This window comes from Agreia sp. Leaf210 (assembly GCF_001421485.1).
Classification (GTDB): Bacteria; Actinomycetota; Actinomycetes; order Actinomycetales; family Microbacteriaceae; genus Agreia.
On sequence record NZ_LMKK01000003.1, the window covers coordinates 43,608 to 66,355 of the forward strand.

21 protein-coding genes and 1 tRNA gene are annotated in these 22,748 nt (G+C 66.1%); 10 read left to right on the forward strand and 12 right to left on the reverse strand.

What is annotated here, in order from left to right; translation table 11 throughout:
* Positions 1-23: 23 nt before the first annotated feature.
* The gene (locus ASE64_RS10600) at positions 24-1,058 is read right to left on the reverse strand and encodes a LacI family DNA-binding transcriptional regulator (protein WP_055780074.1); all 1,035 of its coding nucleotides are present in this window, start codon (positions 1,056-1,058) and stop codon (positions 24-26) included.
* A gap of 132 nt (positions 1,059-1,190) precedes the next feature.
* Here ASE64_RS10600 and ASE64_RS10605 point away from each other — a divergent pair.
* The 4 genes from ASE64_RS10605 to budA all read left to right on the forward strand — a co-directional run bounded on the left by ASE64_RS10605 (position 1,191) and on the right by budA (position 5,615).
* A tRNA-Leu gene (locus tag ASE64_RS10605) sits at positions 1,191-1,264 on the forward strand.
* A 252-nt stretch (positions 1,265-1,516) separates the two neighbouring features.
* Positions 1,517-3,127, forward strand: a complete 1,611-nt coding sequence (locus tag ASE64_RS10610; RefSeq protein WP_055780077.1) for an MFS transporter — start codon at positions 1,517-1,519, stop codon at positions 3,125-3,127.
* Positions 3,128-3,204: 77 nt separating this feature from the next.
* The gene (gene alsS / locus ASE64_RS10615) at positions 3,205-4,881 is read left to right on the forward strand and encodes an acetolactate synthase AlsS (protein ID WP_055780080.1); all 1,677 of its coding nucleotides are present in this window, start codon (positions 3,205-3,207) and stop codon (positions 4,879-4,881) included.
* Positions 4,878-5,615: an acetolactate decarboxylase gene (budA, locus tag ASE64_RS10620; protein WP_055780083.1), complete on the forward strand. Its 738-nt coding sequence runs from the start codon at positions 4,878-4,880 to the stop codon at positions 5,613-5,615. The genes alsS and budA overlap by 4 nt, the downstream gene beginning before the upstream one ends.
* Positions 5,616-5,663: 48 nt before the next feature.
* Here the strand turns inward: budA and ASE64_RS10625 are convergent, their stop codons facing one another.
* The 5 genes from ASE64_RS10625 to ASE64_RS10645 all read right to left on the reverse strand — a co-directional run bounded on the left by ASE64_RS10625 (position 5,664) and on the right by ASE64_RS10645 (position 10,036).
* Positions 5,664-6,644, reverse strand: coding sequence for a carbohydrate kinase family protein (locus ASE64_RS10625; RefSeq protein WP_055780086.1), 981 nt, complete (start codon positions 6,642-6,644; stop codon positions 5,664-5,666).
* A 73-nt stretch (positions 6,645-6,717) separates the two neighbouring features.
* Complete coding sequence (locus ASE64_RS10630; protein WP_055780089.1) at positions 6,718-7,032, reverse strand: putative quinol monooxygenase; 315 nt, start codon at positions 7,030-7,032, stop codon at positions 6,718-6,720.
* Positions 7,029-7,823 carry an ATP-binding cassette domain-containing protein gene (locus ASE64_RS10635; RefSeq protein ID WP_055780092.1) on the reverse strand — a complete coding sequence of 265 codons (795 nt, stop codon included), beginning with the start codon at positions 7,821-7,823 and terminating at the stop codon, positions 7,029-7,031. Before ASE64_RS10635 ends, ASE64_RS10630 begins: the two co-directional genes overlap by 4 nt.
* Positions 7,820-8,866 carry an ABC transporter permease gene (locus tag ASE64_RS10640; RefSeq protein WP_104278054.1) on the reverse strand — a complete coding sequence of 349 codons (1,047 nt, stop codon included), beginning with the start codon at positions 8,864-8,866 and terminating at the stop codon, positions 7,820-7,822. Before ASE64_RS10640 ends, ASE64_RS10635 begins: the two co-directional genes overlap by 4 nt.
* Before the next feature lie 72 nt (positions 8,867-8,938).
* Positions 8,939-10,036: a substrate-binding domain-containing protein gene (locus ASE64_RS10645; RefSeq protein ID WP_055780099.1), complete on the reverse strand. Its 1,098-nt coding sequence runs from the start codon at positions 10,034-10,036 to the stop codon at positions 8,939-8,941.
* Positions 10,037-10,145: 109 nt separating this feature from the next.
* On the opposite strand from ASE64_RS10645, the gene ASE64_RS10650 reads away from it, so the two are divergent.
* The 3 genes from ASE64_RS10650 (at position 10,146) to ASE64_RS10660 (ending at position 15,165) form a co-directional block, all read left to right on the forward strand.
* On the forward strand, positions 10,146-11,195 hold the full coding sequence (locus ASE64_RS10650) for a LacI family DNA-binding transcriptional regulator (RefSeq protein ID WP_055780100.1): 1,050 nt from the start codon (positions 10,146-10,148) through the stop codon (positions 11,193-11,195).
* A gap of 178 nt (positions 11,196-11,373) precedes the next feature.
* Complete coding sequence (locus tag ASE64_RS10655; protein WP_156351813.1) at positions 11,374-14,493, forward strand: GH32 C-terminal domain-containing protein; 3,120 nt, start codon at positions 11,374-11,376, stop codon at positions 14,491-14,493.
* Between the two features lie 99 nt (positions 14,494-14,592).
* Positions 14,593-15,165: a dihydrofolate reductase family protein gene (locus ASE64_RS10660; protein ID WP_055780102.1), complete on the forward strand. Its 573-nt coding sequence runs from the start codon at positions 14,593-14,595 to the stop codon at positions 15,163-15,165.
* A gap of 10 nt (positions 15,166-15,175) precedes the next feature.
* Here ASE64_RS10660 and ASE64_RS10665 read toward each other — a convergent pair whose 3' ends face one another.
* The gene (locus ASE64_RS10665) at positions 15,176-16,048 is read right to left on the reverse strand and encodes a class I SAM-dependent methyltransferase (RefSeq protein WP_055780105.1); all 873 of its coding nucleotides are present in this window, start codon (positions 16,046-16,048) and stop codon (positions 15,176-15,178) included.
* A 47-nt stretch (positions 16,049-16,095) separates the two neighbouring features.
* On the opposite strand from ASE64_RS10665, the gene ASE64_RS10670 reads away from it, so the two are divergent.
* Positions 16,096-16,674: a helix-turn-helix domain-containing protein gene (locus tag ASE64_RS10670; protein WP_055781866.1), complete on the forward strand. Its 579-nt coding sequence runs from the start codon at positions 16,096-16,098 to the stop codon at positions 16,672-16,674.
* On the opposite strand, the gene ASE64_RS10675 is transcribed toward ASE64_RS10670, so the two are convergent.
* From ASE64_RS10675 to ASE64_RS10685, 3 genes are read right to left on the reverse strand one after another with little or no spacing between them, the layout of a single operon-like run.
* Positions 16,645-17,586, reverse strand: coding sequence for an EamA family transporter (locus ASE64_RS10675; RefSeq protein ID WP_055780107.1), 942 nt, complete (start codon positions 17,584-17,586; stop codon positions 16,645-16,647). The genes ASE64_RS10670 and ASE64_RS10675 overlap by 30 nt on opposite strands.
* A complete protein-coding gene (locus ASE64_RS10680) occupies positions 17,583-18,323 on the reverse strand; it encodes a YqjF family protein (protein ID WP_055780110.1) in 741 nt (246 codons plus the stop codon). Before ASE64_RS10680 ends, ASE64_RS10675 begins: the two co-directional genes overlap by 4 nt.
* A complete protein-coding gene (locus tag ASE64_RS10685) occupies positions 18,323-19,204 on the reverse strand; it encodes a DNA/RNA non-specific endonuclease (RefSeq protein WP_082466164.1) in 882 nt (293 codons plus the stop codon). The genes ASE64_RS10680 and ASE64_RS10685 overlap by 1 nt, the downstream gene beginning before the upstream one ends.
* Positions 19,205-19,313: 109 nt before the next feature.
* On the opposite strand from ASE64_RS10685, the gene ASE64_RS10690 reads away from it, so the two are divergent.
* Positions 19,314-19,859, forward strand: a complete 546-nt coding sequence (locus tag ASE64_RS10690; protein ID WP_055780114.1) for an MmyB family transcriptional regulator — start codon at positions 19,314-19,316, stop codon at positions 19,857-19,859.
* Between the two features lie 6 nt (positions 19,860-19,865).
* Here ASE64_RS10690 and ASE64_RS10695 read toward each other — a convergent pair whose 3' ends face one another.
* On the reverse strand, positions 19,866-20,660 hold the full coding sequence (locus tag ASE64_RS10695) for a helix-turn-helix domain-containing protein (RefSeq protein ID WP_055780117.1): 795 nt from the start codon (positions 20,658-20,660) through the stop codon (positions 19,866-19,868).
* A gap of 207 nt (positions 20,661-20,867) precedes the next feature.
* Between ASE64_RS10695 and ASE64_RS10700 the strand changes: the two genes are divergently transcribed.
* The gene (locus ASE64_RS10700; RefSeq protein ID WP_082466165.1) at positions 20,868-21,788 is read left to right on the forward strand and encodes a helix-turn-helix transcriptional regulator; all 921 of its coding nucleotides are present in this window, start codon (positions 20,868-20,870) and stop codon (positions 21,786-21,788) included.
* Here ASE64_RS10700 and ASE64_RS10705 read toward each other — a convergent pair.
* Positions 21,699-22,694 (reverse strand): GlxA family transcriptional regulator, encoded by a 996-nt coding sequence (locus tag ASE64_RS10705; RefSeq protein WP_055780123.1) that lies wholly within the window; start codon positions 22,692-22,694, stop codon positions 21,699-21,701. The genes ASE64_RS10700 and ASE64_RS10705 overlap by 90 nt on opposite strands.
* Positions 22,695-22,748 lie beyond the last annotated feature (54 nt).

A 22,748-nucleotide genomic window follows, 5' to 3' on the forward strand; every position in this document is an offset into this window, starting at 1 on the left:
GGCGGCAACGCTGCAGCCCTCGTCTATGCCGGTTCGCCGGGCGCCTTCGCCGTCGACGATCGGACTACCAGTCGTGCGGGCTGCAACTCGACGTCGTTAACGGACTCGCCGCCCACCAGCCGAAGCAGAACGTCCGCGGCCGTGAATCCCCAGCCCCGCGCATCCGTCGCCACGGTCGTGAGCGCGGGCTCGATGTAACGCCCGATCGCAGAGTCGTCGAAGCCGAGGATCGACAGTTGGGAAGGTACGTCGAGGCCGGCACGTCGGGCGACTCCGATTCCGGCGATCGCCATCGCGTCGTTCGCATAGACGATCGCGGCCGGGGGAGCGGAGGCGGACATGAGCTGGGAGGTTGCGCGGGCACCGTCCGCCGCGCTGAAGTTCGTCTCGACCACGACCGGTTGCGCCTGCGGGAAGTCAGCCATTGCGTGCAGAAACGACGCCTTGCGTTTGGCCGCGTGCACCATGCGGTCGGGCCCGGCGACGTGTGCGATGCGTGTGTGGCCGAGATCGACGAGGTGACGAACGGCATCGTGGATGGCCAGGTCGTCGTCGAGCGTAACGGCGGGCGGGGCCGTCGCGTCGGTGTCGGGTCGGCCGAGGGTGACCGCGCGCAGGCCGATGTCGCCGAGAAGTGCGATGCGGGAGTCGTTTGATCGGAGGTCGGTCAGGATGACCCCGTCGACGCGTCGCTCGGATGCCAGCCTGCGGTACGTCGCCTCTTCGAGGTGCTCGTCGGGCACGACGCTCAGCACCAGCGACTGACCTCGTGGGGCCAGCACTTGTTCGACGCCCGAGATGAACGAGGGAAAGAACGAGTCGTCGGCGATGATCTCCGGATCGCGCGCGATGACCAGGCCTACGGCGAACGACTGATCAGCGCTCAGCGAGCGGGCCCGAATGCTCGGGGACCACCCCAACTCGTCGGCTGCGGCGAGGATGCGGGTTCGGCTTTCGGGCGATACCCCCGGGCGCCCATTCAGGGCGAATGAGACGAGACCCTTGCTGACTCCGGCGACACGCGCGACGTCGGCGATGGTCGGGCGAGATGCGTCCATCGCGGTCTCCTCATCGAGTCGGCGGGCCGGTCAGTTCGTGTGGGGCGCTGATCTAAACCGGTTTAGGGACACGGTAGACCTCGACGGCGTCATGGTCAAGAGAGGTGTTCGGTATCCTCGGAAGTGGCTCACGCCCCCATAGCCCAATCGGCAGAGGCAGACGACTTAAAATCGTTTCAGTCAGGGTTCGAGTCCCTGTGGGGGTACATCTGCCAGTGAGCGCTGGTCGCGGCTCGACGATCCGACCGCACCTGTCGATCGCAACAGGTACCGGGGCGCCGTCCCTGGGTCTGTCCATCGCATCGGGTCGATGACGTCGTCGTCATCTTGCTTCATTTGTCGAGGATTTGATTGTTTGCGCGTTCATCACGCTGCCAATGGCGGGCGACGGAACCGCATCTGTGAGCGGGCGGGCATAGTGAGATCGGAAGCGAGATTCCCCGGCTGAAGGAGAACCGATGACAAGCACACCGTCCGGCCCACCTGTATCGGCCTGGGCGCCGATGGCGATCACGGCGTTCCGTGTTCTCTGGTTCGCGCAATTGGGAAGCAACATCGGCAGCTGGATGCAGACGGTCGGCGCCCAGTGGTACTTGGTCGAAGCCGCGGCGGGGGCCACCATCATCGCGCTCGTCCAGACGGCCAGCCTGGCGCCGGCGGTCATCTTCTCGCTGCCTGCTGGCGTGCTGTCGGACTCGCTCGATCGACGCCGGCTGCTCATCTGGGGATCGGCCGCGAGCGCTGTGATCGCCGCGGGCTTGACTGTCGTCGCCGCGTCGAACGCGCTCACGCCACTGACGATTCTGGGCTTCACCTTCCTGCTGGGCATCACCTCGACGCTGACCTCGCCAGCCTGGCAGGCCATCCAGCCCGAGCTCGTTCCGCGCAACCTCATCGCCTCGTCATCTGCGCTCGGCGGGGTCACGGTGAATGGGGCGCGGGCCGTTGGGCCCGCTCTCGCCGGCGTCATCCTCTCGGCCTTCGGGGCACCTGTCGTCTTCGGGATCAACGCACTGAGCTTCGTCGGCGCGGTCCTCGCCCTCTGGTGGTGGAAGCGGCCGCCGCAGACGGGCCTCGACGACCGAGAACCGTTTGGCGCTGCACTTCGAGCAGGAGTGCGCTACGTCGCATCGGCCCGACTTGTGCGGCGCATCCTCGTTCGCTCCGCGCTCTTCGCCCTGCCCGCAAGTGCCCTCTGGGCGCTGCTCCCCGTCACAGCGAAACGACTCGACCTGGACTCGAGTGGATACGGACTGCTGCTCGGCGCCGTCGGGCTCGGTGCCGTTCTCGGCATCTTCGCCCTGCCGATCGCGCGCAAGCGCGTCTCGGACAATGCCATAGTCGCAGCCAGCGCCATCCTGTTCGCGGCCGGCACCATCGCGGCGGCCCTCCTGCCGTTCGTGCCCACTCTGGTGCTGCTCGTGCTCGCGGGCCTGGCCTGGATCGGCACTCTCACGGTGCTGAATGCCGCCCTGCAGCTCACGCTGCCGCAGTGGGTGCGGTCACGCGGGGCATCCATCTACATCCTGGTCTTCATGGGAACGATGGCCGTCGGGTCGTTCGCCTGGGGCCTCGTCGCCCAGGCACTCGGCACAACGACCGCTCTCGCCGCCGCGGCCGTGCTGCTGCTCCTCGTCGCGGCCAGCGTTCGAGGCCTGCCTCTTCTGCCGGGAACCGGAACAGTCGACCGCACCATCTCCATGTCGTGGCCGACGCCGACCCTGGTGTTCGAGCCCGATCCCGCAGACGGCCCCATGCTCGTCCAGATCTCTTACACGGTGCGGGCCGCGTCGCTCGACGCGTTTGTGGATGCCATGGGTCAGGTTGAACGGTCGCGTCGCCGGACGGGTGGCTCTCGCTGGCAGCTCTACCGCAGCGGTGAGGTGACCGACGCCTTTCTCGAGTCGTTCATCGTGCCATCGTGGGCGGAGTATCGACGGCAGGAGACCCAGCGCCTCACCGGACGCGACCGTGAGATCCGTGCCGCAGCCATGACCCATGTCGATGGCGACACAGTGGAACGCCACTATTTTCCCCATGATCCGAATGAACACCGCCGTCACGTCTAGACATTCGTCTATACCCGCCGTCGCAGACAGCTCCTACCGTGATGCTCACCGAGTCCAACGTCATCCAAGGAGTTCACATGTCCACGCAATCCGAAGCGCTGAGAAGTGCTGACCGCGTTGTCTCCACCGTCGCCCGTCACGGTGTGAAGTACATCTTCGGTATCCCTGGTGCGAAGGTCGACGCGATCTTCGATGCCCTCGAAGACGGTGGCCCCGAACTGATCGTGTGTCGTCACGAGCAGAACGCCGCGTTCATGGCCGGGGCCATCGGTCGACTCACCGGGGTCCCCGGCGTCGTACTGGTCACTTCAGGCCCCGGCACGACGAACCTCGCGACCGGGCTCCTCACGGCAAACACGGAACAGGATCCCGTTGTGGCGCTGGCTGGCTCCGTTCAGCTCTCGGATCGCCTCAAGCGCACGCACCAGTCGATGGACGCGGCCGCGTTCCTCTCGACCGTCACCAAGTCCACCGTCGAGTCCACGGATGCGGACGATGTGTCAGAAGCTGTGGCCAACGCCTTCCGTGCCGCGATCGACGAGCCGAAGGGCGCCGCTGCCGTCGTCCTGTCGGCAAGCGTGCTGAAGACACCGACCACGTTCGAGATCACGGATATCGCCCCGAAAGCGCAATACGGCCCTGCGGTGCAGGCCGACATCACCCGTGCCGCCGAACTCATCAAAGCAGCCAAGACTCCGGTGCTGCTGGTCGGGCTGAGGGGTGCAACCGATGAGGCGACCGCCGCGGTGCGCTCGCTTCTCACGGCAACCGGGCTTCCGATCGTCGAGACATTCCAAGCCGCCGGGGTCGTCTCTCGCGAGCTCGAAGACCAGTACATCGGTCGTGTCGGTCTGTTCCAGAATCAGCCCGGCGATCTCGTGCTCTACGACGCCGACGTCGTTGTGACCATCGGTTATGACGCGGTCGAGTACGACCCGGTCATCTGGAACGAAGACGTCTCCAGAACCATCATCCATCTCGATGTCGTGTCTCCGGACATGGACAATCACTACCAGCCGACACTGGAGCTGCGAGGCGACATAGCCGCAACAGTCGACGCCCTCGTGCCGCTTCTCGATGGGCTCGTGGTGAGCGAGCAGCAGCAGACGCGTCTCGCAGCCCACCGCGCGGCGCTGGCCGCGCTCGACGATGAGGCGAGAGCGACTCCGGACTCGGACCAGGGTGTCAACCCTGCAGCCCTCGTGCTTCGCATGCGCGAACTCCTCGACGATGATGCCACGGTGGCGGTGGACATGGGCTCCAATTACATCTTCACGGCCCGCCACTTCCGCGTGTACGAACCCCGTCACATCCTGTTCTCGAATGGGCAGCAGACCCTCGGCGTTGCCATGCCGTGGGCTATCGCCGCGAGTCTCGTGCGCCCCGGAACCCACGTCGTTTCCATCTCGGGCGATGGAGGGTTCCTGTTCTCCGTTCAGGAATTGGAAACGGCTACGCGTCTCGGCGTCACCTTCACCCACGTCATCATGCGCGACAACACGTACAACATGGTCGCTTTCCAGGAGGAGCTGAAATACGGGCGCACTTCTGGGATTCAGCTCGGAGACTACGACTCCGTGGCTCTGGCGGAAGCGTTCGGGGCGAAGGGCCACAAGGTGACGACTCTGGATGAGTTCTCGACCGTGTTCTCGGCCTCGCTCAACGAGCCCGGAGTGTCGATCATCGATATCTGGGTCGACTACAGCAAGAACACCGACATCGCCAAGGACCTGCCGGAGGACGCGTTCGAATGAGCAATGCAGCGATCGACACGAACGACGACTACTCGGTCTACCAGACCTCTACCATCTCGGCCCTGCTGGCCGGCGTGTACGACGGAACCGTGACCGTCTCGGAGCTCCTCGCTCACGGCGACTTCGGATTGGGCACCTTCAACCACCTCGACGGGGAGATGATCGTCCTCGACGGGGTCTGCTACCACCTGCGATCAGATGGTTCGGTGACAGTCGCCACGGGAACGGAGCAAACGCCGTTCGCGGCTGTCACGTATTTCCACGCCAAACACGAACTCGCCATCGACACGGTGACTACGCGCCATGCCCTCACCGCTCTGATAGACGGCACCATCAACAGTGCGAATGTGGGAGCGTCCATCCGAATCTCCGGAACCTTCGACAGCGTTCGGACCCGAACGGTGGGGGAGCAGAAAAAGCCGTACCCCCCGCTCGTCGACGCCGCCGCCGGCCAGGCGGAGAACACGCTCACTCAGGTGACAGGGACGATCGCCGGATACCGGACTCCGCCGTTCGAAGACGAGATATCCGTGGCGGGTTACCACCTCCACTTCATCGACGACTCCCGCACCCGCGGAGGTCATGTGCTCGACTTCGTGCTCAGCAGCGGGAAGGTGGACATATCTCCGATCAGTGAGCTGCACCTCAGCCTCCCCGAGACGACGGAGTTTCTCGACGCCACGATCTCTACCGACGTCGCCGCTGACGAGAACCAAGCCGAAGGCGGGTCGTAGCACTCGGGCGTTGTCGCCGACCGAGCCCTTCGGTACGGGCCTGCCTCGCTAGGAGGCGCGCGGTCCCTTCGGGGGATAGCCGATCTCGGCTCGGGTGGGGGGATTGGCTCCGGGACGCGAGACGGTGATGGCGGCGCAGCGCACCGCGTAGTCGCCGATGTCCGTGAGCAGCGCAGCGTCGAACGCGTGGCCGCTCCTCAGATCAGCGGTCGACACGCCCTCGTCGCGTAGTTCGGCGATGAAGTCGATGAGCGCACTCATGAACGAATCGCCCGCGCCGATGGTGTCGGCGACCTCCACGACGATTCCCGCGACGGTCAGCCGCAGTGAGCGCGTCGCCAGCATCGCACCGGCGCTGCCGAGGGTCAGCGTCACGAGCCCGACGCCGAGACGCAGGATGTGCTCGACGACGGCCTCGAGACCCAGTTCGGGGTAAAGCCACTCGGCGTCTTCGTCGCTGAGCTTCACGATGCCCGCGAGCGACGCGATCTGCTCGAATCGAGCGAGTGCCGCCTCGTGGTCGGTCACGATGCTCGGTCGCATGTTGGGGTCGAAGCAGATGAGGGGTGGTCGTTCGGAATCGACCAGTTGCCTCAGCAGCGACACGACGGTGCTTCCGCCGGGTTCGAGGAACGCTCCGATCGATCCGACGTGCACGATCTCCGATCCGTCGAGCACCGCGTCGTCGATGCTGAGACCGAGCGGAAGCGACCAGCGGAGGTCGAAGACATAGTCGGCCGATCCGTCTGCCTTGAGGTAGGCCGTGGCCGTCGAGCTCGGCTCGTCGCGGATCGAGCCGGCGGCCAGGCTGACGCCCGCTTCGCTCAGATGCTCCGCGATCGCCGCCCCGCGGGCATCGTCGCCGATATGCGTGACGAGGGAGACGGGCCTGTTCAGCCGTGCCAGTCCCAGTGCGATGTTCATCGGCGATCCGCCGGGGTGTTCCACGCTGGGTGCTTCGCCGGAGCCCACGATCACGTCGACGAGGGATTCACCGATTGCGGTGACTGCGGTGAGCGAGTGCGACACAGGGGGCCTTTCGGGGCATGGAAACGGCTCTGCCTGCCCGAGAAGCAGCAGGCAGAGCCATTGTCGGGAGTGATCAGTTCGAAAGCGGCTGCAGCCAGGTTAGCTGCGACCCGTCTTCGACGATCAGGGGAGCGAGCCGCTCGTTGAAGACACGACCGTAGGACGCGCCGATGTGCGCCGCGAACGCGTCGTCATCGCGATAGACCTCGTAGACGAAGAAACGGGCGGGCTCAGCGCTCAGACGAGAGGGGGCGAACTCGATGCATCCGGGTTCGCGCCTCACGTCGTCTGCCAGCCCTGCCAGAAGCTCGGCCACGGTCTCCTCGCATCCGGGTCGCGCCGTGAACTCGGCGAACAACACCTTCGAGGCGGGGGCGACGGCGCTCACGCGGTGGCCGCACCCGTCATGATGGCGACGGCGTCGGTCATCGAGTGCGACTGCGGCGTGATGGTCGCCGCCCTCTTTCCCAGGCGCTGAATGTGGATGCGATCGGCCACGTCGAACACGTGCGGCATGTTGTGACTGATCAGGATGACGGGCACGCCACGATCGCGCAGATTGCGGATCAGCTCGAGAACCTGGTTCGACTCGCGAACACCGAGGGCAGCTGTCGGCTCGTCCAAGACGACGACCTTCGACCCGAAGGCCGCGGAACGCGCAACGGCCACAGCCTGGCGTTGTCCGCCGGAGAGATTCTCGACGGGCACAGTGACGTCTTGAAGCGTCGAGATGCCGAGCTTCGTGAGCTCCTCCTTCGCCTCGCGCCGCATTCCCGCGGTGTCGAGCACACGGAAGACCGATCCAAGGATGCCCTTCTTGCGCTTCTCTCGACCGAGGTAGAGATTCGACGCCACGTCGAGGGCCGGGGAGACGGCGAGGTTCTGGTAGACGGTCTCGATGCCTGCCGAGCGGGCATCCTGCGGCCGCTTGAACGAGACCCGTTTGCCGTCGAGGAAGATCTCACCCTCGTCGGGAATCTCGGCACCGGTGAGGCACTTGATGAGGGTCGACTTTCCGGCTCCGTTGTCGCCGATGATGGCGAGCACTTCGCCGGGGTAGAGCTCGAGGCTCACGCCGTCGAGGCCTACGACCCGGCCGTAGGTCTTGACGAGACGACGGGCCTGCAGAACCGGCGTGCGTGTCTCGGCTTCGGGAACGACGTTGTCTGTGATGGTCACTTGCGTACCTTTCGAATCCACTGGTCGACGCCGACCGCGACGATGATGAGAATGCCCACGGCGAGCGTCTGGTAGAGCACGTCGAGTCCGGCGAGCGAGAGCCCGTTGCGGAAGACACCGACGATGAGGGCGCCGAGCAAGGTGCCCCAGATGGTGCCTCGACCGCCGAACAGGCTCGTTCCGCCGATCACGACGGCCGTGATCGAGTCGAGGTTGAGGTCTGCTCCGGCATTCGGGCTGGCCGCGTTGCTGCGACCGATCTGAATCCAGGCGCCGATGGCCAGGATGGCGCCGGCAGCGATGTACACGCTGACGAGCACGCGGTTGACACTGATTCCGGCGAGGCGTGCGGCCTCCTTGTCGTCACCCACCGCGTAAACATGACGACCCCAGGCCGTCTTGCCCAGAATGAAGGCCACGACGATGTAGAGCGCGAGCATGATGATCACGCCGAAGCTGACCCGCACACCGAAGAGGTCGAAGGTCTGGCCCGTCGAGGGCAGCAGTTCCGGCATGTCGGAGCCACGAACGGTGGAGCCGGCGGAGTACAGCAGGGTGAGGGCGACGAAGATGTTCAGGGTTCCGAGGGTCACGATGAACGGAGGAAGCCTGAGCTTCGTGACGAGCAGACCGTTGAACAGACCCGCGGCAACGGCGACCAGGATGCCGATGAGCAGAGCCAGGAAGGCGGGCACTCCGTTCTGGGTGGCGGTCTGAGCCATCACCATCGAGGCGAGCACCATCACGGCACCGACCGAGAGATCGATTCCCGCGGTGAGGATGATCAAGGTCTGCGCGACGGCGAGGGTTCCGACGACGGCGACCTGCTGAGTGATCAGCGAGAGATTGGCGGGGGCGAGGAATCGGTCGTTGAGGATGCCGAAGACGATGACGGCGATGACGAGAACCACGGCCGGGCTGACGGCCGGGTAGCGGTGGAGGACGCCTCGCACGCGGTCGATGGGCGTGCGGCGGTCGAGAAATTCAGAAGCGAGAGCGAGTGAAGAGGTCGGTGGGTTGGTCACCGGGTTGGGAGAAGTCACGAGAGCCTTTCTGGGGGAGGTGGAGCAGGAGGATGCAGGGGGCGGAGCATTGCTCCACCCCCTGCCGTCGGATTATTTGCCCCAGCAGATGTCGGTAGCGTCGGCAGCGGTGATGCTGTCGAGTCCGTCGACGGGCTTCTCGGTGACCAGCTTCGAGCCGGTGTCGAAGAAGTCGAGTCCTGCGCTGGTCGACGGCTTGGTGCCGTCGGTGGCGAGCTTGGCGATGGCCTCGACACCGAGCTCGGCCATCTTCACGGGGTACTGCTGTGCCGTGGCTCCGATGACGCCGTCGGCTACGTTCTTGACGCCGGCGCAGCCGCCGTCGATCGAGACGAGCAGCACGTCCTTCTCTTTTCCTGCGGCCTGCAGAGCCTGGTATGCGCCGTACGCAGCAGGCTCGTTGATCGTGTAGACCACGTTGATGTCGGAGTTCTTCGACAGCAGGGTCTCCATCGCCGTGCGGCCGCCATCTTCGGCTCCGTCGGTCGCCTCGTTGCCGACGAGCTCGTACTCGCCGCCGCTGTACTTGCCGGTCTTGGCCTCATCGCCGTTCTTCTTGTCGTCGGCGGTGTCGATGCCCATTCCGGTCAGGAATCCCTGGTCGCGGTTGTAGTCGACCGAGACGACCTTGTCGTTGAAGAGGTCGAGCATGGCGATGGTGGCCTTCTTGCCACCGAGCTGTGCTGCGGTCCACTTGCCGATCGACTCTCCGGCGGTGAAGTTGTCGGTGGCGAAGGTGATGTCGACGGCGTCGGCGGGGTCGGGGGCCGTGTCGAGGGCGATCACATAGAGACCGGCGTCGCGTGCCTTCTGAATGGCGTCGACGACCGACGGACCGTTGGGCGTGATGAGGATGCCCTTGTCTCCCTTTGAGATCGCGTTCTCGATGGCCTGGATCTGAGTGTCCTCGTCGCCATCTTCCTTGCCGGCCGCCAGCGTCAGCTTGACGCCGGCCTTGTCGGCCGCGGCCTTCGCGCCGTCTTCCATGGCGACGAAGAAGGGGTTCGTCGTGGTCTTGACGATGAGCGTGACGCCGACGTCGCCGCTGCCGGCCGAGTCGGTGCTGGTCGATGCTCCGCCGCTCGAGCAGGCGGCGAGCCCCACGGATGCGACGAGCGCGATGGTGCCAAGGCCGGCTAGCCGGGCGATGGGCGATTTGCGTGTGTTCATGGAGTCCTCATTGGCTCAGGGGGCGATCTGCCCGACAACGATGTCAGGTATAGGTATAGGCGCCTTCGATTAGTAGAGTCAAGTTAATCCTCGAAGAAGAAGAGCAGTTATGACATCGTTATCAGACCCCCGGCGAAGCGAAGCGCTTCGTCGCCGTCCCACCATGAAGAACGTGGCCGACCTGGCGGGCGTCGGGGTCAAGACCGTTTCTCGCGTGATCAATCGTGAACCGCACGTGTCGGAGGAGACCATCGCGCGGGTGCGCCGGGCTGCCGAACAATTGCAGTATCAACCGGATATCCACGCCGGGAATCTGCGACGGGCCGACCGTCGAACCGACACGCTCGGTCTGCTCGTCGGAAGCGTGGCCAACCCGTTCTCGGCCGCGGTTCATCGAGCGGTCGAAGACATCGCGCTCGAGCGACATGTGGCGGTCTTCGCCTCGAGCCTCGACGAGGATCCGGAGCGCGAGCTCTCGTCGGTGAACGCCTTTCTTCGCCGGAGAGTCGATGGACTGATCCTCACGACGATCCAGCCGAGTCAGGCCTATCTCGGGTCTCAGCTCGATCAGGGTATCCCCATCGTCTTCGTCGACCGCAGGCCCCACGGAATCGAGGCGGACGCCGTGATCACGGAGAACGCCGAAGGGGCCGCCGGGGCCGTCGAGCATCTTCTCGCCGTCGGTCACCGCCGTATCGCCTATCTCGGCGACGACGAGAAGATCTTCACGGCCAGGGAGCGCAAGCGCGGCTACCTCGACACGCTTCGGCGTCATGGTGTTGCGCCAGACGAGCGGATCATCGTGGACAATCTCGACGACGAGGGCAAGGCATCCGATGCTGTCGCTCGACTGCTCGCGCTCGATGACCCGCCGACGGCCATCTTCAGCGCACAGAACCTCATCACGCTCGGAGTGATCACCTCGCTGAGGTCGGCAGGGGCATCGACGCGAGTCGCCCTCGTCGGTTTCGACGACGTGCCCATGGCCGCTCTGCTCGAGCCGGCGATCACCGTCGTGGCGCAGGATCCCACCTCGATCGGAGAGATCGCGGCACGCCGTGTCTTCGAGCGGCTAGACGGACTCGACGAACCGGCGCGCGACTTCGTCGTGCCGACCCGACTCGTCGTGAGGGGCTCGGGGGAGATCCCGCCGGCTTGAGCCGTTCGAAGGACAATTCACGGTGCTCCTTGAATTGTTCGGTGGACATTCCGTAGCATCGCTCGCGATCGATGACATCGATGTCATCGCGACAACGCGCAGCGAAGGGCGTCCCGTGAAGCATCACGACAAACAACAACAGCAATGGAGAAATCGACCCGGAACAACCACGAGAATCGTGGCGGCGGCCGGGGCCTGTCTGCTCGTGGCCGCCGGGGTCTCGGGTGCCACCTCGGCGGCGGCGGCTGATCCGGTGACTGTATCGCCGGCGCAGTCCATCGGCTCGGCAGCGGTGTCCGACGTGGCCCCTCCTGCCGAGCCGTATCGCCCCTACCTCGGGTACAGCCCCGAGAAGAACTGGATGAACGACCCCAACGGTCTCGTCTACTACGAGGGCGTCTACCACCTCTTCTACCAGTACAACCCCTTCGGCACGACCTGGGGCAACATGAGTTGGGGCCACGCCACGAGCACCGATCTCGTGCACTGGTCTGAGCAGCCGCTGGCGATTCCCCAAGATGCCGACGCGGACATCTTCTCGGGCTCCATCGTCGTAGACCACGACAACACCTCCGGTTTCGGAACGGCGGACAACCCTCCGCTGGTGGCCATGTACACGGCCGCGTACAAGACCGGCAAGCAGGCTCAGGCGCTCGCCTACAGCACCGACGCGGGCACGACCTGGACCAAGTACTCCGGCAACCCCATCCTCGATCGCGACTCGAACAACTTCAGAGACCCGCACATGTTCTGGTACGACGGCGGCTCGCCCGAGAACTCCTACTGGGTCGTGGCTACCGTCGAGGCGACCGAACACCGCGTGCTGCTCTACCGCTCTGACAATCTGGTCGACTGGAGCTACCTCAGCGACTTCGGCCCTGCCAACGCCACGGGTGGCGTATGGGAATGCCCCGATCTCTTTCCGCTCGCCGTCGACGGCGATCCAGCCAACACCAAGTGGGTGATGGTGGTGAATCTCAACCCGGGCGCGGTGTCCGGCGGTTCTGGCGGGCAGTACTTCGTGGGTGATTTCGACGGCACCACCTTCACGTCGGACACCACGCAGCCGACCGACTCGCTGCCCGAGGGTGACCTCTTCGCTGGATTCGACGATGGCACCTACTCAGGATGGGCCGTCGACAACGAGCCGGGAAACTGGAAGAACGGACCGTTCGGAGACCAGCCGGCCGCCGGCGCGATCGACGGACAGCAGACGGTCGTCGGCCAGGTCGGGTCTGGACTCATCAACGGATTCAACGATGGCGACTGGCCGATCGGACGCGTGTCGTCGCCGGACTTCACGATCAGCAAGGACTACGTCAACTTCCTGGTCGGAGGCGGCAAGCATGCTCACCTCGACGGCGGTCAGCTGGGCAATGAGCCGCCCGTCGGCAGTGAGCTTCTCTTCGACGGCTTCGAGTACGCGGGCACCGAGAGCGTGGTCGATCACGGGTGGACAGTGTCGGGCGACTTCGTGGCGGAGCGCAATCCTTCCACCTCGGGCGGCGACTACGCCATCGGAGCCAAACGCATCAACACCTGGGAGGGCGGGGCCAGGGGAGACGACAACACCGGAACCCTCACCTCGGGGTCTTTCACCATCGACAAGTCCTTCGTCAGCATGCTCGTCGGGGGCGGAAAACGCGACGCGTCGAGCGGCCAGGTTCTGCAGGTCGAACTTCTCGTCGACGGAGCGGTCGTCGCGGCGGCGTCAGGCGACAACGACGGCGCCTTGAACTGGAAGAGCTGGGATGTCAGCGCGTACCAGGGCAAGCAGGCTCAGCTACGAGTGAACGACCAGGCGACCGGCGGATGGGGCCATCTCACCCTCGACGAGGTCGTTCTGGCCGACAGCCCTGCCCTTGTGCGAAGCAGTGAGACCTCCGTCAACCTCGTCGTCGACGGCCAGGTGGCTCGAAGCTCCACCGGCAACGACAGCGAGACCCTGGACTGGTCCGCATGGGACGTCTCCGATCTCATCGGCACGACGGCACACATCGAGGTGGTCGACAACAATCGCGCCGGATGGGGGCACGTTCTCGCCGACCAGTTCATGTTCTCGGACACGGCCGCCGCGCCCCGCATCGAGTCGTACGACTGGCTCGACTGGGGGCGTGACTTCTATGCGGGAGTCACCTACGACAACGCGCCCGACGGCAAACGCATCATGATCGCCTGGATGAACAACTGGGAGTATGCGAACGACATCCCGACCGGCCAGTGGAGGAGCGCCATGGCTCTGCCTCGCGAGCTCTCGCTGCAGACCATCGATGGGCGTCCGCGGCTCGTCTCCGAGGTCACGCCTCAGGTCGATGGGTTGGCCAAGCCGTTCGCCGCGGTGTCGGTGCCCGCCGGTGCCGTCTCCGAGGGCACGACGGCCCTACCGGTCGACGGCGTCGGTGCGGTGTACCGGGTGGATGCCGTTCTCAAGCCGGGTACGGCGTCGAGCTTCGGGCTCGCCCTGCGCACGTCGAGCGACGGCGCGCAGTCGACACCGCTCACCTACGACACCGCATCCGGGTCGTTGAGTCTGGATCGTCGCACGTCGGGTGATGTGTCATTCAACCCGACCTTCTCGTCTGTCGAGACGGCACCCGTGGCCTTGGATAGCGATGGCCGTCTGGGGCTCGAGGTGTACGTCGACAATGCGTCGGTGCAGGCTTTCGCCCAGGGAGGCGGGACGACGATCACGGATCAGGTGTTCCCCGACCCGTCGTCGACGGGAATCTCGCTCGTGTCGAACGGAGGCTCCGCCGAGATCGAGAGCCTGACGATCACGCCGCTGTACGGCGGAATGTACGATCCGCAGACGGTGCTCGAGACGCCCGGTGCTCCGACCTCGGTTGCGGCGACGTCGACTGAGCAGGGTGTTGCCACCATCACCTGGGCAGCGCCGGATGACGACGGCGGATCGCCGGTCACGTCATATGTCGTGCGATCGGTCGCTGCGGACGCCAGGGCTGCGGGTCCGGTGTGCGAGGTCGCAGCGAACGAGTGCCGGGTAATCGGGCTCGAGCCCGGCTCCGTGGTGAGCTTCGCCGTGTCCGCTCGCACCGTGGTGGGAGAGGGCGCGAGCTCGGCTCCGGTCGACGTACGGATCGCCGACGCATCGGGAGCGGCGCCCGGCACGCCGTCGGTCGGCGCGCCATCTGCGCCGGCGGGGGCATCGACGGGCGGGCTCGCCGCTACGGGCCTCTCGGTCGGCTCCGCCGGGGCGCTGGCGGCGCTGCTGCTCGGAGTCGGGGCGGCGACGCTGTGGGCGAGAAAGCGCGCTCGTCGCAGCCGGGCCACGAGCTGAGTGAGCGTGTGCCGCGCACCGACGGGTGTGCGGCACACGGACGCGCGAGTACTCTCGGAGCGTGTCGACGATGACGGGGCACAGCAACCGGAGGTTCCCATGGGCAAGCTGATCTATTCGATGATCACCTCTCTCGACGGCTACGCCATCGATGCCGACGGCGGATTCGATTTCATGGAGGTCGGCGAGGAGGAACACGACTTCTTCGCAGGGCAGCTGCGGTCGGTGGGCACGTTCCTCTATGGCCGGCGCATGTACGAGACCATGGTCTTCTGGGAGACCGCGCATCTGCTCGAGGAGGCGCCCCCGTTCATCGTCGATTTCGCTCGCGTCTGGCAGGCCGCCGACAAGGTCGTCTACTCGACGACCTTGGAAGAGGTCACGAGCGAGCGGACGCGTATCGAGCGCTCCTTCGATGCTGCGGCGATCCGAGAGCTCAAGGCGGCGTCCGACAGCGACATCACGATCGACGGCCCCCATCTCGCGGCTCACGCCGTTCGCGCGGGTGTCGTCGACGAGTATCAGCCCGTCCTCGCGCCGAAGACCGTCGGAGGTGGGACACCCTTCTTTCCAGCCGGCGTCCGACTCGATCTCACGTTGCTCGACCAGCATCGGCTAACGGCCGGAGGGCTCTGGCTCCGCTATGTGCCCGCTACCCACGAGGGCGCGTGACGGGCATCGGCTACTCGGCGACGACCGGTCGCACGGCGACCCAGATGGCGCGGCCGGATGCGGCGGAGATCGTCGCGCGACCGGCTCGAAGACGTGTGATGGCATCATCGACCGCCTCGAGGTCGTCGGGCTCCAGGCCGTCGCCGAGCAGGGTGCGATTAAAGCCCAGCTGCAAGCCGAGGTAGCGAGCACCGTCTGGGGTGTCCGTCGATGCTGTCAGCGTGGCCTCGCTGCGCGCGATCGGTGCGAAACCGGCCGATTCGAGGGCGCGGGTCCAGTCGGCGACCACCGGGTAGCCACGCTCCGCGAGCGTGTTCACGACACGCTCACCGAGTCGAGAGCGTTCGGTGTCGAGGTCTGCCGGTTCGTAGGTCGTCTCGCCTGTCATCTCGATCACGACGAGCGCGCCTCCGGGGCGGAGGGCGTCGAACACCTGACGAAGAAGACGAGCGGGATCACCGACATGGTGCAGTGACAGAGCCGCCCACGCCAGATCGATCCCGTCGGGCAGATCGGCGATCCAGTCGTCGTCGAGGTCGGCCAGGTGGGCCTCGACGTTCGCGGCCACGCCCGCGTCTCTCGCGGCCTCGCGCAGGCGATCGAGCATGCCGACGGATGCGTCGATGCTGTGGATTCGGGCTCCGGGGAAGCGGTGGGCGAGCGCGACGGTTCCGGTTCCGGTGCCTGCGCCCAGATCGACGATCGTGCGGGGCTCGGTGATCATCGCGTGCGAGGCCTCATCCATGGCCTGAGCCAGCACCGGTGCGCCGAACAGGGCGTCGAGATCGAGCAGTTCTTCGAGCTCGGCGTGGTGGGCGGGTGCCGGTCCGAAGCCGGGACGGTCCGGATGCGAGTGGCGGGGTGCGGGGAAGGCGTGCGTCATACGACAACGCTACGCGAGGCATCCATTTTCGACATATGATCTTGCGTATGACGCAAGACATGATCGACGACGTGGTGCGCCAGCGCATCCGAAGCCTTCGGCTGTCGCTGGGCTGGACGCTCGACACTCTCGCGAGCCGGTGCTATCTCTCTCCGTCGACACTGAGCCGCATCGAGACCGGCCACCGGCGCATCGCCCTCGACCAGCTCGTGCCGATAGCCCAGGCGCTCGGTACGACTCTCGATCAACTCGTCGAACCGGAGGGCGACGACGACGTGGTGATCAGGCCGGAACCCGAGACGGGCGTCGGATCGACCATCTGGCTGTTGTCTCGCGATCGCGATCGCAGGGGCGTGATGATCGCCAAGATGCGCATCACGGCGGAGCGGGAGAAGACCGAGCAGCAGGTGCACCCCGGTTACGAGTGGTTCACGGTTCTCCAGGGGGTCCTCACCTTGCGCCTGGGCGAACGGACCATTCTCGTGCGCGAGGGCCAGGCGGCGGAGTTCTCGACGATGACACCGCACGCGCTCGAAGCTAATGACGGGCCCGTCGAGCTGCTCACGATCTTCGATCACGATGGAGAGCGCGCGCACCTACCCGGTCATCGACCGGCGAAGAGGTAGGCCCGATCGGTTCTGCCGCGGCAGCGTCGTGGCCGGAGCGGCGGCCAACAGCACGAGCACGAGGCCGATCACGGCCAGTCCTGCCCACCCGAGCGGAGTCAGTCGTTCGCCGATGACGAGTACGGCGAGCAGGGTGGCGACGGCGGGCTCGGCGATCGTGATCGTGGTGGCCGTGCTCGCCGGCACCCGGGCCAGGCCGATTCCGAAGAGCACGTAACCGAGGAACATCGGCACGAGCGCCATATACCCGGCGACGGCGAAGGCCTGCGATGACGCGAGCAACGGAGCCCCCGTGATCACGAGCACCGGAACCAGGAGCAGCCCTCCCATCCCGAAGACGGCGCCCATCGCCGCGCCGCGGCTCACCCCCTCGTGCATCAGTCGGTGCGCCGCCCACGAGTAGACGGCGTAGGTCGTGCCCGCGAGCAATCCGAGCACGATGCCCCAGACGGTGCCCGAGACAGAGGCTGCAGGGCCGTCGAGTCTCGCCGCGCACAGCATGACGCTGCCGATCACGCCCAGGCCGGCCGCGAGCATCCACCACCGACTCAGGGCGCGGCGGTCGACGACGCGTTCGAGGATGCCAGACGCCAGGGGTGCGGAGGCGAGGGAGACGACAGAGCCCACGGCGACTCCCGCCAGATGCATCGAGCTGTAGAAGGCGAGCGGGTAGACGGCCACGGAGACGGCGCCGAGAAGCACGATGCCGATCCGTGCACGAAGAGCGACGCGTGCTGCGCGCAGGGCGGGCAGCGCGACGGCAGCCTGCAACAGCCCGCCGATCCCCAACGCCGCGGATCCGATCGCCACGGGGCCCGCGGAGGGGGCGAAGGTCGCGGCGGTACCGGTGGTTCCCCACAGCACCGAGGTCACGAGGATGGCTGCCACGCCGACGAGGCGGGGCCTCGTCACACCGCGCCGTTCATGCTGCCGAGGCCGAAGCGCGCATCCACGCCGGGGCTGAACAGAACCGAGTCGGGTGCGGCGTCGACGATGCCCGGAAGCCCAGCGGCCGCGCAGAGTTCATCGTGCAGCGCGGTGACCCGGGCCGGATGGAGTACCCAGGGCTCGTGCTCGTTCGGAAGCCACAGGGTGCGGCCGAAGCGTTCTTGAAACAGTCCCCAGCGAGCGGTCAAGAACAGGGAGAGTGCGTCGTCGACCGTGCGCGTCTCATCGACCGCCACGTCGAGGCGGAAGCGTGGCTCCGGTGACCCGGGGCGCAGACCTCGCCGACGGGATGCGTACTGCCACCCGCCCGCGATCTGCCGCTGATCAGACCGCGCCCAGATGTAAGGGAGCCCGAAAAGGGCGCGGGCCGCGATCACGGCGGGCAGGCTGGATGCCTCGAGCGAGCGGAACACAACGCCCCGGCGTCCGGCCGCGTCGACGCCGTAGAGCCGCACGTTGACCTCGGTGAACGACCCCCAGCGCGAGGTCGGGGGCAGCGGGCCGATGCGCGCATCGCCGAGGCGGAAGGCGATGAGCCCCACCCACGCCGAGCCGTCGAAGAGATCGGGCACGACACCAGGCGGAAGGAGGGGTGCGACGATCGTGGGGTCGACCCGCCAGTGAACGAATGCGACCTGGCGCCATTCCTGGGCGGCGACGACGCCTCCGCGAAGTGGGGGAGCCGTGCGTGAGAGCTCCATTACGAGGCTGCCTTCTCGAGAGTGATGTCGCCGTCGTTGCGCAGCCTCACCCAACCGGTTCGAGGTGACCCGTCGGCTCGGCCGGCCAGCACCGGAGCCATGACGTCTGCCATGACGAGCTCTCCGAAATCGAGGCCCGTCAGGCTCTCCACGTCTTCGACGGGAACCTGGTAGCTGAGGTACGGTCCGAGCGGCGGCGGACCCCCGTCGATGAGGGCCTGCGCGCTCGCATCGTTGAGGTCGATGTCGACGAGTTGAGATGACTGATCCAGCACGAAGGCGGCCGCTCGGAGCGAGGCGATGCCATCGACGGCAGTGGTCCAGGCGGCCACTTTCCAGAACGCCTGCGGGATGCCCACACCGCGGTACAGCGGATCGTTCAGGGCGAGGACGGGAGAGGTGAAGACGCTGATCCGATTGCGGTTCGTCTGGGCGTAGGCAAGCACGTGGTCTTCCAGCCCGAGCCACAACTCCTTCGACTGGTTGAAGTCGCCGGCCTGCGGTGCCGCGTTCGGATAGGCGAAGGTGTCGAGGTTCGCCTGCTCCGCCGTCGCACGGTCTCCCCACACCGGATCTCTGCGCCGCACCAGGTGACCTCGGTCGAGGTCGTTGCGCGCGTACACGGCCTCTCCGACCTGTTCGTCCTCGGGGATCCTGTCATCGAGGTGCCAGTCGTCACCGCGCTCGATGTCGGTCAGTGCGTCGCCGTCGATGTTCACCCCCGTCGAGCGTGCGAGCCGTCTCACCGGATCGAGAAGGACGCTGAAGTGCGTGTAGCGCAGCTCTCGGAGGGGCGTTCCGGCCGTCGGCGCGGGTAGCGCTACAGGAACGGCGAGAAAGTCGGATCGGTACCCTGCGCGCTCCGGTGTCATGGCATCCATCGGCCCAGTCAACCACCTGCGCACCTCGCAAACGGCCCCTCTTTCGATCATCGTCGGAATTCGTGCGGCGGGGTGTCCGCCGCCCGGCCCGAGGTCTACCGTGAGCGTCATGCACGATGATGCCGCTTCTGTTCGTTCTCGCGCCGCGCTGAGTGATCTCCTGGCGTCATGGACGACGATTCCCGCGTTCCTGTGTGACCGCTTCTTCACAGTGCTGGCGTCGAACGCCGCCGCCGCCGCGTTGAGCCAGGGTTTCACAGAGGGCACCAACCTGGCGCGGTTCGCGTTTCTCGAGCCCGACGTCGATCGAGGGCACGCCAATTGGCACGAGGCGTCGGCGCAGATGGCGGCGCTGCTGAGGGAGTCGCTCGACGAGCACGAGCCGGACAGCGCTGTCGACACGATCGTGGGGGAGCTCTCGGTGCACAGTCGAGACTTCTCGGTCGCCTGGGCCGATGAATCACGCCGTGCGACGAGTCGAGGGATCGTGCCGTTCGACGACAGCCCGGTCGGTCGGATCACCTGCTCGTACTACATGTTGACCGTGCCCGAGAGCGACGACGATGTGCTCTTCATCTGGCAGCCGGTCGACGAGGTCTCTCGCAGCAGGCTCGACGAGCTCATCGAGCGGAGAAGAACCTCGGAATCGAACTGACGACGATCACTGGGCGTAGTCGATGGGCGATTCCCGGTGGGCATTCCACAGCCGCTCCAACTTGAGCGCGAGGTGGAGGCTGCTCCGCGCGGATCCATCGTGGAGCGCGTCGCGAACCGCCTCTGGTGCCTTGTCCAACCGGTAGTACAGGGTCGTGCGGTGGATGTGCAGTCGTGCGCACGCGTCGGAGATCCTGCCGGCGACGTCGAGATAGACCTCGACCGTCTCGCGGTAGATCGAGTTCACCGGTTCGAGCAGCACGTCGGCGGCGGGTGAGATGTCTCGCACCCGAACGGATCCCGGGGCGATGCGGCTCAGCATGATCCACGGGCCGAGCTGGTTGTGCCAGCCCATGTCTCCGAGCTCGGGCAGCGCGGCGAGGATGCCGGCGGCGCGGTGGGCCCGCTCGGCCACGGGTGCGAGGTCGTAGTCGGTGTGCTCGATGAGAGCTGCGCCGATGCCGAGCACACGCAGTTCGAAGCGGCTCGCGAACTCGCGGATCCGCTCGTCGAACGTCGTCGACTCGGGGCGTGCTCGAGTGACGAAGTACAGGCATCCGGCTCTCTCGCGCACGAACACGGCCTCCGCGCGAGACGATGCGGCGATGCGTGAGGCCAGCGCACGAGCGCGGTCTGCGCCGGCGTTCGGATCGACGATGACGGCCCACACAGACGAGTGGAAGCCGGGGTCGATCCGCTGATGCGCGACGGCGGTGCCGAAGGCCTCGTGGCGCCTTCCTGGATCGTCGTCGAGCAGCCGGGATTGGCCGATGCGGTCGTCTGTCAGATGGTAGAGACTCATGGTCGATGCAGCCCTCTGTCGCTCGAGCGGGTGATGACCGCGAGTCTATGAGCGGGGTCATGCCGCCCACCTGGCCGTGTCAGTACCACCCAGCGCACGTGTCCGTTTGTGCACCATGCTCGGCCCGACTCGCACTCACGCGGGCGCCGTCGACGCCTCCAGAATGAGAGCGGTTGCAACCGGAGCGCCGAGACGGGGGACGAGGGGATGGGCGGGTCATCGAGTCCGTTGGGGGAGTTCCTTCGCGCTCGCCGCGAACTCCTGCAACCCGAGGATGTCGGCCTGCCCCGTGAGGCCTCGCGTCGTGTTCCCGGACTACGCAGAGAAGAAGTCGCAGCGCGTGCCGACATCAGTCCCGAGTACTACCTCCGCATCGAACAGGGTCGCGACAGACGACCGTCCGAGCAGGTCGTGCGTTCGCTCGCGAAGGCCCTGATGCTCGATGACAACGGATTGACCTACCTGTCTCGGCTCGCGCGGCCTCGTCCGTACCTTCGCGCCGTGCGCGCATCCGTCGCGGTGAGCGAGAGCGTGACCCGGCTTCTCGAGCGGTGGAAGCAGACACCCGCCTATGTGACCGATGCGAATCTCGACGTGCTGGCGTCGAACCCCATGGCGCGTCTGATCGCCCCCGACATTCTCGTTCCCGGCACGAACCTGCTCGAGGCGGCGTATGAACGGCGAACGATGACGACGCTCATGCGCGCGGGAGATGGGGAGCCCGACGACGAGGAGATCATCCGCGAGTACGTCGCGGCCCTGCGCTTCAACGGCGACCCGCACGACGCCCGGCTTCAGGATGTCGTGGGTCGGCTCTCGACGAGGCACCTCTCGTTTCGCCGCATCTGGGCCGAGTACGACGTGAAACCGCTCAGCGCCGGAGTCACCGAGACTCTCATCGAGCCCTTCGGCACCGTTTCGCTGAACTGGCAGACACTCGGCATTCCGCGATCGCCGGGGCAATTTCTCACGACCTACATGGCAGAGCCCGGATCCACGGCTGCCGCTGCTCTGCGCGCCCTCTCGAGCGGAGCGTCGTCAGGCGATGAGGTCCCGATGCGTCGACTGGAACCGCCGCTGGTACTCGGAGGGAGTGATCGTGAAGCGCGCGACGAACGAGCGTCGTAGCGCCACGGGAGTCGCATAGCCCGAGCGTGCCGCGGCATCCGCCACCGAGGCCCCGGAATCGAGGAATGAGACGGCGAGGTCGAGGCGCATCGCGGTGACGTATTCCATGGGCGACATACCGACCTCGTCTCGCATGACGCGCGTCAGGTGCCTCGGACTCACGCTCGCGACCGCCGCCAGCGAGCCGACCGTGTAGGGACGAGAAGGGTCTTCGCTGATGTGGTCCGTGATGACGGTGATGACCGGCGTGCGAGGGGAAGGGCCCTGCAGAGCCGCGGAGAACTGCGATTGATTGCCGGAGCGTTTCATGTAGACGAGCAGCAACTGAGCCACGGACCGCGCGACCTCGGGACCGTAGTCGAGTTCGAGCAGACAGAGGGCGAGATCGATGCCCGCAGCGACTCCGGCAGAGGTGAAGACGTTGCCGTCATTGACGAAGATGGCCTCGGGCTGCACATCGATCTCGGGGTAGGTCTCGGCGAGCAGAGACGTGAACTTCCAATGCGTCGTTGCCGACTTGCCCGCGAGGAGTCCCGTTGCGGCGAGACCGAACGCACCGGTGCAGACGCCGGCGATCCGAGTCGACCGGGAAGCGAGTTCCGCGACCGAGGCGAGCAGCAGGGGGTCGGCGAACACCGTCACCGCCTTCTCTGTGCCTGGAACGATGAGGGTGTCGAGGCGCCCCGCCTCAGCAACGGAGGTCTGAACGCCGACCTGGATGCCCATCGAGGTCATCACGGGCTCCCCGGAGCGTGAGATCGTGATGATCTCATAGCCTGCGGAGCGCTGATTGGCCTCGAAGAACACCTCTGCGGGGCCGGCGAAGTCGAGCATCTTGACGCCGTCGAACAGCAGGATGCCGACGCGCGGCGGTCGTGGAGCGAGGGAGGGCCGGGTGGCGGTCATGGTGTCCTGACGTCTACGAGCACCGAAATTATGGAGCGCAGGCTCTATTAAAGC

Excerpts from the sequence above, each read along its gene's own strand:
- ASE64_RS10670 (WP_055781866.1), top strand. The coding sequence starts at position 16,096 with ATGACGCAAGACATGATCGACGACGTGGTGCGCCAGCGCATCCGAAGC.
- ASE64_RS10600 (WP_055780074.1), bottom strand. The coding sequence starts at position 1,058 with ATGGACGCATCTCGCCCGACCATCGCCGACGTCGCGCGTGTCGCCGGA.
- alsS (WP_055780080.1), top strand. The coding sequence starts at position 3,205 with ATGTCCACGCAATCCGAAGCGCTGAGAAGTGCTGACCGCGTTGTCTCC.
- ASE64_RS10650 (WP_055780100.1), top strand. The coding sequence starts at position 10,146 with ATGACATCGTTATCAGACCCCCGGCGAAGCGAAGCGCTTCGTCGCCGT.
- ASE64_RS10610 (WP_055780077.1), top strand. The coding sequence starts at position 1,517 with ATGACAAGCACACCGTCCGGCCCACCTGTATCGGCCTGGGCGCCGATG.
- budA (WP_055780083.1), top strand. The coding sequence starts at position 4,878 with ATGAGCAATGCAGCGATCGACACGAACGACGACTACTCGGTCTACCAG.
- ASE64_RS10680 (WP_055780110.1), bottom strand. The coding sequence starts at position 18,323 with ATGGAGCTCTCACGCACGGCTCCCCCACTTCGCGGAGGCGTCGTCGCC.
- ASE64_RS10695 (WP_055780117.1), bottom strand. The coding sequence starts at position 20,660 with ATGAGTCTCTACCATCTGACAGACGACCGCATCGGCCAATCCCGGCTG.
- ASE64_RS10665 (WP_055780105.1), bottom strand. The coding sequence starts at position 16,048 with ATGACGCACGCCTTCCCCGCACCCCGCCACTCGCATCCGGACCGTCCC.
- ASE64_RS10705 (WP_055780123.1), bottom strand. The coding sequence starts at position 22,694 with ATGACCGCCACCCGGCCCTCCCTCGCTCCACGACCGCCGCGCGTCGGC.
- ASE64_RS10690 (WP_055780114.1), top strand. The coding sequence starts at position 19,314 with ATGCACGATGATGCCGCTTCTGTTCGTTCTCGCGCCGCGCTGAGTGAT.
- ASE64_RS10700 (WP_082466165.1), top strand. The coding sequence starts at position 20,868 with ATGGGCGGGTCATCGAGTCCGTTGGGGGAGTTCCTTCGCGCTCGCCGC.
- ASE64_RS10660 (WP_055780102.1), top strand. The coding sequence starts at position 14,593 with ATGGGCAAGCTGATCTATTCGATGATCACCTCTCTCGACGGCTACGCC.
- ASE64_RS10685 (WP_082466164.1), bottom strand. The coding sequence starts at position 19,204 with ATGGATGCCATGACACCGGAGCGCGCAGGGTACCGATCCGACTTTCTC.
- ASE64_RS10645 (WP_055780099.1), bottom strand. The coding sequence starts at position 10,036 with ATGAACACACGCAAATCGCCCATCGCCCGGCTAGCCGGCCTTGGCACC.